We start from the raw sequence: 12529 nt of genomic DNA, 5'->3' as shown, positions 1-12529 counted from the left end.
CGATCCGCGATGACCCGAGAACCGCTGCCCGACCCGTTCGCCGGTGAACCCGACTGGGCACCGCTGCCGCCGCGCCCGATAGTGCCCGTTCCGGCGACGGACGACGCCGAGTTGCGTGGCCGACGGGTGCTGGTCGGCCTGCCCGGCCTGGGCTGGCGGGCCGACCTGCGGGCCGACGACCGGGTGGTGCAGGGCAGCCGCACCTACATTCCGGTGATTCCGGAGCACGAGTGGTACCGGGCCGAGGCGGAGCAGACCGAGGTCTTCGCACCGCTGGTGCCGGCCGAGCGGGTGTGGGTGGAAACCCTGGGCGAACGCGAACCGGAGCCGCGCGTGGTCGGCCGCACCGACGTACTGTCCCGGCTGGTCTCGCTGGACGGACCGGCACGCCGCCGACCGGTTCCGGTCGGCGAGACCGACGCCGTTGCCGGCCGACGGGTGGTGCAGGTGGTCGACGCGGTCGAGCGGCGCGACCTACGCGCGGTGACCGAGGTGCACACCAGCGTCGACGGCGACATCTGCGTGCGGGTGACCACCGAGGTCGAGTGGTACCGCTGGGCGTGGAGCGGGCAGACACCCAAGACCCAGGAGGTCCCGGTCCACCTGCTCTGGATCGAGTGAGCGCCGCTGTCCGTCAGAGGGCTCAGCGCGCACCGGGACCGAAGCGCCGCCCGTGGCAAATCATCCTTCCTTGCGGGCGGAACAGACTCGCCAGCCGTCGTCCTCGGCCAGGTCGAACGCCCAGTCCTCGCGTCGTCCGGCCCTGTCCTGTCCGTCGGCGAAGCTCCTGATCGTCAAGGTCACCCGAACCGTCTCACCAGTTGCGGTCTTCGACCGTTGCAGTGGCCCCCAGGAAACGCGCACGGACACGTTGAACTGCGCTTCCCGGCGTTCGGCCTCGGCGCGCAGCGCCCGCAGAGCCGCGAGATCTGTTGAACCCTCACAGACGAACTGGTCGGCCAGGGCGTCGTTGCGGTCGACCAGGTACGCCCGTAGGTAGTTGTCCACCGTCACGTCGGGCGCGCTGCGGTCGGGAGCGGTCGCCCGATCGTACAGGTAGAAGAGGGTGCCCGCGCCCATCACCGCCAGCGCGAGCAGGCCGCCGAGGACGGCCAGGACGATCCGGCGACGGTTGCGGCGCGGCGCGGCCGGCAGTGCCGGAGCGGGACCGGCCGGCCCGGCGGGGGTCGCGATCGGCTCGATACCGGGTACGGGCATCGGGGTCGGACCACCCACCGGCTCGGCGCCGGGCGTCTCGACCGGTGGGGTGCGTTGCGCCGGTACGTGGGAGGTCTGGGAACCGGCGGGCGGCTGCACTGATTCCACCCCCTGAGGCTATCCGCCCGGTGCATCACACCCAATAGCCGAAGATCACGGTTTGGTGACCGAAAGAGAGCACGCCGTGACGATGTGCACCTGGCGACAGATAGTCCACCGCGGACCGGGGTCCGCTTCCCGGAAACTCGGTCCGCCCTGGGATACGGTTTCTGATCAGGACGAGGTTCGCGCGGCGGATCCCGTTCCCGGAAGGGCGGAACCAGTGAGCGGCGTGAAGGCGCATACCAGGCGGGCTGCCGCCCTGCACCGGCAGGCCGCGGCGGTGGCTGCCGCCGCGGCGGCGGCGCTGGAGTCGACCCGGCCGGCCTCGGCGGACCAACGCGAACAACGCGAGCTGGCCGACCGGCTGCGGACCGCCGCGGCCGCGCTGGCTCCCGGATGGCTCGGCACCGTCCTCGACGGCACGGCCGCGGACCTGCCGCTGGGCGGTACGGGCCTGCCGGCGTTCGTCCGGATCGGAACGGCGCAGCCGCTCGACGGCGCGTGCTTCCCGGCGGTGGTGCCGCTGCTCGGCAGCGGTCATCTCACGGTCGACGCGGACGCCCGCGATCCGCGGGTCACGGGGCTGCTCCGGTCGCTGCTGCTCCGGCTGCTCGCCGCCGCTCCGGCCGGTTCGCTCCTGGTCCGCGCGGTCGACGCGGCCGGCACCGGCACGGTCTTCGCCCCGTTCGCCACCCTCACCGGTGCCGGGTTGCTGCCGCCACCGGCGACCGACCGGACCGGACTGCGTGCGGTGATCGCCGAGGCCGAACAGTGGATCAGGCCGGCCCGGCCCGCCGCCGCCCGGCACCGGCGGCGTGACCGTACCCTGCTCGTGGTGATCGCCTCGATGCCGGAGCTGACCGAGGGGGTCGACCTGGCCCGCATCGCGGCACTGGCGCAGGACGGCCCGGAGGCCGGGCTGCACCTGGTCGTCGCCGGTTGGCCGCCCCCGCCGCTGACCGCCGAGACCACCCAGGCGCCCCTGCCGCGGGCGACGATGGTCACCCTGCGCAATCCGTACGCGCTGGTGGGTGACCCGCCCGGGACGTCGTTCGGCAACCCCGCGTCGCACCTGCCGTCGACCGGACTCAACTCGCCGGTCTTCGTCGACGCGGACCCGCCCGCGGCGCTGGTGGAGCGGGTGTGCGGTGAGCTGAGCGCCCGGTTCGAGGTGGACTCCCGGCCGTCCCTGGACGATCTGCTGCCGGACGAGGCGGAGGGCCTCTGGGCCGGCGACGGCACCGAGCAGCTGACCACCACGGTCGGCCACGACGGGGACCGGGCGGTGACCCTGCGGTTCAACGAGTTGACGCCGCACTGGCTGGTCAGTGGCCGGCCCGGGGCCGGTCGGAGCGCTTTCCTGATCAACGTGCTCTACGGGTTGTGCTTCCGGCACCGTCCCGCCGATCTCGCCGTCCATTTGCTCGACCTGCGGGAGGGCGCGGCGTTCCCGGAGTTCGTGCCGACCGAGCAGGCCGGTTCGTGGCTGCCGCACCTGCGCGCGGTCGGCATGGAGTGCGACCGCGAGTACGTGCACGCGGTGCTGCGTGACCTCGACGCGGAACTGATTCGTCGGGCGACCGCCGCCGAGGGGCAGGCGCCGACACCCCGGATCCTGTGTGTGATCGAGGAGTTCCAGGAGTTGCTGACCGGCGACGCCCGGGCCGTCGCCGAGACGACCGCGCTGCTCGACTCGGTGGCGCGCCGCGGCCGGTCGTACGGCGTGCACCTGCTGTTGGCCGGTCGGCCGGCGCCCGACGCCGAGCCCTCGTACGCCCAGCGGGACGCCCTGTTCGGACAGTTCCCGGTGCGGATCGCCCTGCCCGGCGGGGGCGATGTCCTGGAGCCGACCAACGACGCGGCGGCGGGGCTGCCGCTCGGCACCGCGGTGGTCAACACCGCCGGCGGACTCGGCGGTCCGCGCGGCGCCACCCGGGGACACGAGCGGGTGGTCCGGTTTCCCGACCCGCACGCGGACCCGTCCCGACTGGCGGCGCTGCGTGGCCGGCTGTGGGAGGCACGGGACGCGGACGCCACACCGCCACCGGTCTACGCCGGGTTCACCTCGCCCCGCCTGACCGAGGACCCCGGCTACCTGGCCGCGCTGGCCGGCCACGCCGCCGAACCGGTCGCCGCGGTCGGCCGGGTGGTGGGCGTACGGCCGTCGACCGCCGGGGTGCCGCTCGGCCGGTCCCCGGGGGCGCACCTGGCCGTCCTCGGGTCCGGACCGCTCGGCGTCCATCTGATCGGGTGCGCGGCCCGGGGAGCCGCCGCGTTCCACTCCCGGGACCGGGCGCGGTTCGTCGTCGCCTCCCTGGTGGCCGAGGCGGACGAGGCGGCCGGGCGCCTGGTCGCCGAGCTGACCGGCCGGCACGAGGTGGACCGGGTGGACGGGCCGGGCCTGGTGAAGGCCCTGGACCCGGACCGACCGGGCTACCTGGTGGCGTTCGGCATGGACGCGCTCGGCGGGGAGTTGCCCGCCGAGCAACTGCGGACCTTCCTGCGGGCCGGTCCGGCGAAGGGCGCTCACCTGCTGTCCTGGTGGCGTAAGCCGCACCGGTTCGCCGACGCCGTCGGCGGCGGTGCGGGGCGGGCCGAGGTCGGCGGGATCGTCCTGCTGCGGGCGCCGGTCGGCGACCTCTCCGGCCTGCTGGAGCAGCCCGTCGGCTGGCCTGCGCGGCCGGATCGCGCGGTGCTGCTCGACCCGGTGGCCAATCGGCTGACGACGTTCGTGCCGTTCGCCCGGCCCGTCGTCGGAGCCCTCCGATGACCGAGCCGTGGGACGCGTACCTGGCGGCGGCACGCCGGCTGGACGCCGTGCGGCAGGGCGCGACCGCCGCCGCGGGCGTGCGGGCCGAGGCGGTCCAGGCCGCCCACGAGGAGCTGACCCGGGTACGCGCCAGACTGGCGCCGCAGCAGTCCCGGTTGCGGGAGCTCGGCGTACCCGAGGTGGACCTGTTGCCGTCGCCACCGGAACGGGTGGTGGCGGCCCGGGCGACGGCGGGTGGCCCGGAGGTCGTGCTGGCCGCCCTGCGGCGGGCGCGGATCACGGCGGACGCCGCCGACACGGCGATGGACGGACTGTCCCGCCCGCTGCCGTTCGGCGGTTCCGGCCGCACCGGGACACTGGTGATCTACGCCGTGCTGGCGGTGGTGGCGATCGTGCTGTTGGCCTGCGCCGGCGTCGGCGTGTTGATGCTCCTGCGGTAGCCGTGCGGGCTCAGGAACGCAGGATCAGGCTCATCGCCTCGGCCCGCGTCTTGGCGTCCCGCTGGAGTACGCCGCGTACGGCCGAGGTGATCGTGCTGGCCCCGGACTTCTGGATGCCCCGCATCGCCATGCACATGTGCTCGCAGTCCAGGATGACGATCACGCCACGCGGTTCGAGCTTCGCCATCAGCAGGTCGGCGATCTGCGAGGTGAGCCGCTCCTGCACCTGCGGTCGCCGGGCGAAGACCTCGACCAGCCGGGCGAGCTTGGACAGCCCGGTGATCCGGCCCTCGGGGCCGGGAAGGTAGCCGATGTGCGCGCTGCCCCGGAACGGCAGCAGGTGGTGCTCGCAGAGACTGGTCACGTCGATGTCCCGGACCAGCACCAGCTCCTCGTGGTTGGCCTCGAACGTGGTGGTGAGCACCTGCGCCGGGTCGACCCGGAGACCGGCGAAGATCTCCGCGTAGGCCCGGGCGACCCGGGCCGGGGTCTGTACCAGGCCGTCCCGATCGGGGTCCTCGCCGACCGCGATCAGGATCTCGCGTACCGCCTTCTCGATCCGGGCCAGGTCGACGGCCTGCTCGACCGGACGTCCGGTCAGTCTCCCGTTGACCAGCCGCGCGGCGAGGTAGTCCAACGAGTCGTCGCTGTCCGGCTCGGTGCACGAACCGGACAGCGACGGGAGCTCGTGATCGGGAATCGGATCGACCGTTCCGCTCAGTGTGGACCGTCCGAGTTGGGCGAGGTGCTGCCGCCGTAGACGACGGCCTGCTCGCCGTCGGCCTGGGCCTGCGCCTTCAGCTTGTCCCGCTCCGTCGGCGTCAGCACCGGCGGCTCGGTGGACGGCTGCCGCTTGCCGAACCCGTTGTACGGGGCCATCGGCGGCCGCTTGACCACCCGGGCGCAGATCCGGGCCATGTCGGCGGTGGAGATGGTCTCCTTCTCCATCAGTTCCAGGACGATGTTGTCGAGCACGTCCCGGTACTCGACCAGGATCTCCCAGGCCTCGTCGTGCGCCAGCTCGATCAGCGCCCGCATCTCGGCGTCGATCTCGGCGGCGACGGCGTCCGAGTAGTCCCGCTCGTGGCCCATGTTGCGGCCCAGGAACGGCTCGTCACCGCTGGTGCCGTACTTGATGGCGCCGAGCTTGGAACTCATGCCGTACTGGGTGATCATGGCGCGGGCCAGGCTGGTGGCCTTCTCGATGTCGTTGCCGGCACCGGTGGTGGGCTCGTGGAAGACGAGTTCCTCGGCCGCCCGGCCGCCCAGCGCGTACGCCAGGGTGTCGACCATCTCGGCGCGGGTCTGGGTGTACTTGTCCTCGGTCGGCAACACCAGGGTGTGCCCCAACGACCGACCCCGGGACAGGATCGTCACCTTGTGCACCGGCGCGGAGTGCGGCAGCGCCCAGGCGACCAGCGCGTGCCCACCCTCGTGGTACGCGGTGATCTTCTTCTCGTGGTCGCTCATCACCCGGGTCCGCCGCTGCGGACCGGCGATGACCCGGTCGATCGACTCCTCGAGGGCGTCGTTGTAGATCGCCCGCTTGTCACCCCGGGCGGTCAGCAGCGCCGACTCGTTGATCACGTTGGCCAGGTCGGCACCGGTGAACCCGGGGGTACGCCGGGCCACCGCGTCGAGGTCCACGTCGGGCGCGAACGGCTTGCCCTTGGCGTGCACCCGCAGGATCGCCTTGCGGCCCTCCATGTCCGGGGTGTCCACGGCGATCTGCCGGTCGAACCGGCCCGGCCGCAGCAGCGCCGGGTCCAGGATGTCCGGCCGGTTGGTGGCCGCGATGAGGATCACGCCGCCCTTGGTGTCGAAGCCGTCCATCTCGACCAGGAGCTGGTTCAGCGTCTGCTCCCGCTCGTCGTGGCCGCCGCCCATGCCGGCGCCCCGGTGTCGACCGACCGCGTCGATCTCGTCGACGAAGACGATCGCCGGCGCGTTCGCCTTGGCCTGTTCGAACAGGTCCCGGACCCGGCTGGCACCGACACCGACGAACATCTCGACGAAGTCGGAGCCGGAGATCGAGTAGAACGGCACGCCGGCCTCGCCCGCGACGGCGCGGGCCAGCAGGGTCTTGCCGGTACCGGGCGGGCCGAAGAGCAGCACACCCTTGGGGATCTTGGCACCGAGCGCCTGGTACTTCGCCGGGTTCTGCAGGAAGTCCTTGATCTCGTGCAGTTCCTCGACGGCCTCTTCGGCCCCGGCCACGTCGGAGAACGTGGTCTTCGGCGTGTCCTTGGTGATCATCTTCGCCTTGGACTTGCCGAAGTTGAGCACCCGGGAGCCGCCGCCCTGCATCTGCGACATGAAGAACAGCAGCAGGATCACCAGGATGGCGATCGGCAGCAGGTTGACCAGCAGGGACAACAGGACGTTGTCGCCGGTCACCTCGGCCGTCGCCGGTCCGGTGACCCGGTTGGCGGCCTTGGCGTCCAGCACCTGGTTCCAGACGTCCCGGCCCACCTCGTACGGGTACTGGGCCTGGATCTTGTCCGTGGTGGTGTCGCCGAACTTGGCCTTCTCGGCCAAGTCAATCTTGATCGTCTGTTCCTTGTCCTGGATGACGACCTTATTGATCTTGGCAGTATGCAGTTGGTCCAGGGCGACCGAGGTGTCGACCTTCTGGTAGCTCGGACCACCGGTGAACAATTGGGTGAGCGCGATCGCACCGATGATCACCAGGATGATCCAGACCACCGGGCGGCGGAAGAAACGCGTACGTTCCATGCTGTTGTCGAGCGCCGCAGCGCCCGGACCCTCCTGATCGACGTCCTGACGGTCTGGTTGGCTTCGCCGCGAGCGGCGGTCGGGACCGCCGTGCGGGCCGGCCTCGACACCGGGCGTTAGGTGCGCGCCGCGGCCATTCGACGGTACACCTTGAGCGCCCGGAGTGAGCCTGCGAGTCCTCCGTAGCCGCACCCACCGCACCCGCCGAGCCGGCGTGACCCCGGATCGACGCCCGACCCGTCACCCCGTCCGGTCGTGACGGGCCGCTGGATCCGGCGCCGGGAGCATCCGCGGCCACCAGACAACACCGTAACCGGGTTTCCTGAAAGCGCGCTGTACGACGGATCGATATTGCCCGAAACCGTGACCGAGCGCCACCACGGCGGTGACCGAGCGGCTCCGCCGGGTCAGGCCCGGGCGTAGACCTCCGGCTTGAGCACCCCGACGTACGGCATCTCCCGGTAGCGCTCGCCGAAGTCCAGGCCGTAGCCGACGACGAACTCGGTCGGGATGTCGAAGCCGACGTACTTCACCGGCACCTCGACCTTCACCGCCTCCGGCTTGCGGAACAGGGCCACCACCTCGACGCTGGCCGCCGACCGGGACTCCAGGTAGCGCAGCAGCCAGGACAACGTCAGTCCGGAGTCGACGATGTCCTCGACCACGATGACGTGCCGGCCGGCGATGTCCCGGTCCAGGTCCTTCAGGATCCGGACCACCCCCGACGAGGTGGTGCCCTGCCCGTACGAGGAGACGGCCATGAACTCCAGCTCCGCCGGCGGCCCGTACCGGCCCAGCGCGCGGGCGAAGTCGGCCATGAACATCACCGCGCCCTTGAGCACGCACACCAGCAGCAGCCCGTCCCGCACCGACGCGTGGTCGGCGGCCACCTGTTTGGCCAGCTCCGCGGTCTTGTCGCGGATCTGTGCCTCGGAGATGATCACGTGGTCGATATCGGCGTCGTACCAGGAGCCGTCAGCCATGGTCATAGCCTGCCGTATCCGGGTTGGGGCCCGTCGCCGGGGCGGCACCTTTGGCTGATGGTCACCCCGGCGCCAGGTTCGGCCCGTCCCGCGGTCGGTCAGCTGGTAGGGGACGCGGGGCGGCGCCAGCCCCCGTCGGTCGGCTTCCAGTCGGCGGAGTCCCGACTGTCGACCGTGAAACCCGCGGCGGAGGCGACGCCGAGCGACAACAGGAAGAGGAACAGCAGGAAAAACTCCATGGCGGCGGATACCTCTCTCGGATCGGTGGTGGTTCGCCGCCGGTGCGCACCGGACGTCCCATTCAGTCTGCGCGCGGCCGGCCGGTCCGGGCAGTGGCAGATATGCCATAGAGCATCGAATTACTGCCAGTTTCGGCTACCCTTGCCGCATGTTGCGCAACGTCGCGGTGCTCGCGCTGGACGGCGTGGCCGCCTTCGAACTCGGCGTGCTCTGCGAGGTCTTCGGCACCGACCGGACCGCCGACGGCTTCCCCGGCTACCGGTTCCACCTCTGCACGCCGGACGGCCTGCCGGTGCGCACCCAGTCCGGCTTCGAGCTGATCCCGCAGGCCGACCTCGGCCCGTTGGCGGACGCCGACCTGGTCGCCGTACCCGCGCGGGCCGTCGACATCGGGATACCGGCCCCGGCGCTCACCGCCATGCGCGGGGCGTACGACCGGGGCGCGTACCTGCTCAGCGTCTGCTCGGGCGCCTTCGTCCTAGGCGAGGCCGGGTTGCTCGACGGACGGGAGTGCACCACCCACTGGAAGTGGGCCGACGAGTTGGCCGCCCGGTTCCCGCTGGCCCGGGTGCGCAGCAACTCCCTCTACGTCCAGGACGGCCGACTGATCACCGGCGCCGGTACGGCCGCCGCCATCGACGCCTGCCTGCACCTGGTACGCCGGGAACACGGCTCCGCCGTCGCCACCAAGCTCGCCCGCCGGATGGTGGTGCCGCCGCACCGCGACGGCGGGCAGGCCCAGTACGTCGAGGCGCCCATCCCGCGTACCCCGGAAGCACCCACCCTCGAACCGCTGCTCGGCTGGCTGCTCGGCCACCTCGACCGGACCGTCACCGTGGACGAGCTGGCCGCCCGGGCGCACATGGCGCCGCGTACCTTCGCCCGCCGGTTCCGGGCGGAGACCGGCACCACCCCGCACGACTGGCTCACCGGCCAGCGGGTTCTGCTGGCCCGCCAACTCCTCGAGGAGACCGACCTCGGAGTCGAGGCGGTGGCGGTGCGCAGCGGGTTCGGCGACGCCGCCACCCTGCGGCACCACTTCACCCGCCGGGTCGGCGCCACCCCGCACGCCTACCGCTCGACCTTCCGGCACCGCGAGGTCGCGCCGGTCGGCTGACGGCCAGCCGGCGGGCGGCCGACCGCGGGACGCGACGCCGCGGCCGGCCGGTGGGCGCGCGGCGGGCCACCACCGCCCCGGCCCCGGCTCTCAGTAACCCACCGCCGAACCGTCGGCACGGGACTCCGAGCCGGCCACGTAGCCGCCGTCGGGCAGCCGCCAGATCGCCTGCCCGTACCCGAAGGCCGCCGGGTGGGTCACGACGGTGAGTTCGTGGCCCCGGCGGCCCAGCTCGGCGAGCAGGTCCCGGCCGGCCGGGCCGGCGGCCAGCCCGGGCTCGACCTCCACCCGCCGGCCCGCGTGCCAGTACCAGCGCGGTTGTTCCAGTGCCGCCTGCGGGTCCAGCCCGCCGTCGACGGTGGCCGAGACGACCTGCAGGTGGCCCTGCGGTTGCATGTGCCCACCCATCACGCCGAACGGCCCGACCGGTTCGCCACCCCGGCTGAGGAAGCCGGGGATGATGGTGTGGAACGGCCGCTTACCGGGCCCGACCACGTTCGGATGGTCCGCCACCAGGCTGAACCCGGTGCCCCGGTTCTGCAGGCCGAACCCCAGTCCGGGCGGTACCACGAACGAGCCGAAGCCCAGGTAGTTCGACTGGATCAGGCTGACCATCATCCCCGCCCGGTCCGCCGTGCACAGGTAGACCGTGCCGCCGCGAACCGGCCGGCCGGCCACCGGTACGGCCGCCCGCGGACCGACCAGGGCCCGACGCCGGACCAGGTAACCGGGCGACAGCAGCTCGGCCGTGGGCACCGAGACCCGGTCCGGATCCGCGATATGGGCGTGCGCGTCGGCGAAGCCGAGCTTGACGGCCTCGATCTGCCAGTGCAACCGGTCGGCCGGCGACAGACCGGCCGGGTCCACCCCGTCCAGGATGCCGAGCGCGAGCAGCGCGGCGAGGCCCTGCCCGTTCGGCGGCAACTCCCAGACCTCGCTGCCCCGGTAGCCGACCGACACCGGCTCGACCCAGGTCGAGGCGTGCCCCGCCAGGTCGTCGGCGGTCAGCAGCCCACCGGTACGGGCCGCGTACCGGACCATCGTCTCGGCGGTCCGGCCGCGGTAGAAGTCGTCCGCGCCACTGGCCGCGATCCGGCGCAGGGTGGCCGCCGCGTCCGGGTTGCGCCACCGCTCGCCGGCCCGGGGCGCCCGCCCGTCGAGGGTGAATACCCGGCCCCACTCGGCGTACTCGGGTCCGGCCAGGCCGGCGTGCTCGCGTACCGCGCCGGCCCAGGCCGCGGCGACCCGGGCGGAGACCGGGTAACCGTGTTCGGCGTACCCGACCGCGTCGGTGAACAGCTCGTCGAACGGCAGCGTCCCGAACCGGTCGTGCAGGTCGCGCCACCCGGCCGGGGCGCCCGGCACGGTCACCGGCAGCCAGCCCCGGGCCGGCATCGCCGGTCCGTCGAGCTGCGCGCCGCCGAGCGCGCCGACCGGTTCCGCGCCGCGCCCGTCGGTCGCGTCGAGCACCACCTGCCGGGTCAGCGCCGCCGGTGACCGGCCGGACGCGTTCAGCCCGTGCGGCCGGTCACCGTCCCAGACGATGGCGAACAGGTCACCGCCGATGTCGTTGGAGCCGGGTTGGAGGACGGTCAGCGCGATCGCCGTGGCCAGGGCGGCGTCGACCGCGTTCCCACCCCGGCGCAGCACGGCGAGACCGGCGGACGCGGCGAGTGGCTGGCTGGTGGCGACCGCGCCGTTCGGCGCGTACAACGGTTGGCGGGGATGCGGCATGCCGCATGTCTACCGCTTCCCGGCGCGGCCCGGACCGGCGGCCACCCGGCTTCGCCCGCGGTCCCGGACGCGACCGGCGTCGGACGCGGGCCGGCCACCCCGCGGTCCCGGACGCGACCGGCGTCGGCCGTGGACGCTCCCGGCGCCAGTTCCGGGAGGGTGCCGAATCCGGTCGGCGTCAGGCGTGGACGCGGCCGGGCGGCCGCCGGGCGGCCGTCAGGGTGTCGCCGCGCCGGGTCACCCGGACCGGACCGGGCAGGTCCGCCGCGCCCTGCCCGTGCCAGGCGGTGACCAGGGCGTCCAGGGCCGCGACATGCCGGTGCGACAGCGCCGCCGGGGTGGCACCGACCTCCCGGGCCCAGCCATGCAGCACCCGGGTCCGCACCGCGGCGGGCAGGTCCCGCAACACCGGTACGGCCAGCCCGCCGTCCGCGGTCCGGGCGTCGGCCAACGCCGAGCGGCCGAGCGCGTCGAGCGCAGCGGTGTCCGCCGCGATCAACTTCGCGGTACGCGCCAGGTTGTCCAGCACCCCCGGGCCGAGGGCACCGGTCAGCACCGGCAGCACGTCGGACCGCACCCGGGCCCGCGCGTACGACGGGTCGACGTTGTGCGGATCCTCCCACGGGGTCAGGCCCAGCGCGGCGCACGCCTTGCGGGTCTGGTCCCGCCCGACGTCGAGCAGCGGGCGGGCCAGCGTCACGCCGGCCAGTTCCCGCTCCTCGGGCATGCCGGCGAGCCCGCGCGGTCCGGCTCCCCGGGCGAGCGCGAGCAGCACCGTCTCGGCCTGGTCGTCCCGGGTGTGGCCGAGCAGCACGGTGCCGGCCGCGTGCCGGTGGGCCGCCTCCACCAGCGCCTGGTAGCGGGCCTCCCGGGCGGCCGCCTCCGGACCGCCGGGGCGCCCGGCCACCAGGACCGGGGTCACCTCGACCGGGTCGAGACCGGCCGTCGCCGCCCAGTCGGCGACCGCCGCGGCACGCCCGGCGGATCCGTCCTGCAGGCCGTGGTCGACGGTGACCAGCCCGGCCCGGCGGCCCAGCCGCGGGGCCACGAACGCGGTGGCGGCGGCGAGCGCCAGCGAGTCGGCCCCGCCGGAACAGGCGACCAGCACCGTGGCGTGCTCCGGCGTCCGGGTCAGCGCCCGTCGGACGGCCAGCCGGATGGCGGCCACCGGGGGCGGGAGCGCGGCCAC

General features: G+C 73.5%; 11 protein-coding genes. 4 read left to right on the top strand and 7 right to left on the bottom strand.

The window, feature by feature from the left end; all coding sequences use genetic code 11:
- Positions 1-9: 9 nt before the first annotated feature.
- Complete coding sequence (locus tag ACFOX0_RS00245) at positions 10-621, top strand: hypothetical protein (protein WP_377541295.1); 612 nt, start codon at positions 10-12, stop codon at positions 619-621.
- 60 nt (positions 622-681) lie between these two features.
- Here the strand turns inward: ACFOX0_RS00245 and ACFOX0_RS00240 are convergent, their stop codons facing one another.
- The gene (locus tag ACFOX0_RS00240) at positions 682-1317 is read right to left on the bottom strand and encodes a hypothetical protein (protein ID WP_377541840.1); all 636 of its coding nucleotides are present in this window, start codon (positions 1315-1317) and stop codon (positions 682-684) included.
- A 223-nt stretch (positions 1318-1540) separates the two neighbouring features.
- Here ACFOX0_RS00240 and ACFOX0_RS00235 point away from each other — a divergent pair, with 223 nt between their 5' ends.
- Positions 1541-4090, top strand: a complete 2550-nt coding sequence (locus tag ACFOX0_RS00235; RefSeq protein ID WP_377541294.1) for an FtsK/SpoIIIE domain-containing protein — start codon at positions 1541-1543, stop codon at positions 4088-4090.
- Positions 4087-4530: a hypothetical protein gene (locus tag ACFOX0_RS00230; protein ID WP_377541293.1), complete on the top strand. Its 444-nt coding sequence runs from the start codon at positions 4087-4089 to the stop codon at positions 4528-4530. The genes ACFOX0_RS00235 and ACFOX0_RS00230 overlap by 4 nt, the downstream gene beginning before the upstream one ends.
- A gap of 10 nt (positions 4531-4540) precedes the next feature.
- On the opposite strand, the gene folE is transcribed toward ACFOX0_RS00230, so the two are convergent.
- The 4 genes from folE to ACFOX0_RS00210 all read right to left on the bottom strand — a co-directional run bounded on the left by folE (position 4541) and on the right by ACFOX0_RS00210 (position 8488).
- Positions 4541-5206 carry a GTP cyclohydrolase I FolE gene (gene folE, locus ACFOX0_RS00225; protein ID WP_377541839.1) on the bottom strand — a complete coding sequence of 222 codons (666 nt, stop codon included), beginning with the start codon at positions 5204-5206 and terminating at the stop codon, positions 4541-4543.
- Positions 5207-5247: 41 nt separating this feature from the next.
- Positions 5248-7266 carry an ATP-dependent zinc metalloprotease FtsH gene (ftsH, locus tag ACFOX0_RS00220; RefSeq protein ID WP_377541292.1) on the bottom strand — a complete coding sequence of 673 codons (2019 nt, stop codon included), beginning with the start codon at positions 7264-7266 and terminating at the stop codon, positions 5248-5250.
- A 407-nt stretch (positions 7267-7673) separates the two neighbouring features.
- On the bottom strand, positions 7674-8249 hold the full coding sequence (gene hpt / locus ACFOX0_RS00215; RefSeq protein WP_377541290.1) for a hypoxanthine phosphoribosyltransferase: 576 nt from the start codon (positions 8247-8249) through the stop codon (positions 7674-7676).
- A gap of 98 nt (positions 8250-8347) precedes the next feature.
- Positions 8348-8488 carry a hypothetical protein gene (locus tag ACFOX0_RS00210; RefSeq protein ID WP_377541289.1) on the bottom strand — a complete coding sequence of 47 codons (141 nt, stop codon included), beginning with the start codon at positions 8486-8488 and terminating at the stop codon, positions 8348-8350.
- 149 nt (positions 8489-8637) lie between these two features.
- Between ACFOX0_RS00210 and ACFOX0_RS00205 the strand changes: the two genes are divergently transcribed.
- A complete protein-coding gene (locus ACFOX0_RS00205; protein ID WP_377541288.1) occupies positions 8638-9606 on the top strand; it encodes a GlxA family transcriptional regulator in 969 nt (322 codons plus the stop codon).
- A 90-nt stretch (positions 9607-9696) separates the two neighbouring features.
- On the opposite strand, the gene ACFOX0_RS00200 is transcribed toward ACFOX0_RS00205, so the two are convergent.
- A complete protein-coding gene (locus tag ACFOX0_RS00200; RefSeq protein ID WP_377541287.1) occupies positions 9697-11340 on the bottom strand; it encodes a gamma-glutamyltransferase family protein in 1644 nt (547 codons plus the stop codon).
- 178 nt (positions 11341-11518) lie between these two features.
- Positions 11519-12529 (bottom strand): tRNA lysidine(34) synthetase TilS, encoded by a 1011-nt coding sequence (gene tilS / locus ACFOX0_RS00195; protein WP_377541286.1) that lies wholly within the window; start codon positions 12527-12529, stop codon positions 11519-11521.

The sequence above is a fragment of the Micromonospora zhanjiangensis genome, from assembly GCF_042650605.1.
GTDB lineage: Bacteria > Actinomycetota > Actinomycetes > Mycobacteriales > Micromonosporaceae > Micromonospora_J > Micromonospora_J zhanjiangensis.
The sequence above is the reverse complement of the archived record's forward strand: the minus strand, read 5'-3'. Positions and strand labels throughout refer to the sequence as shown.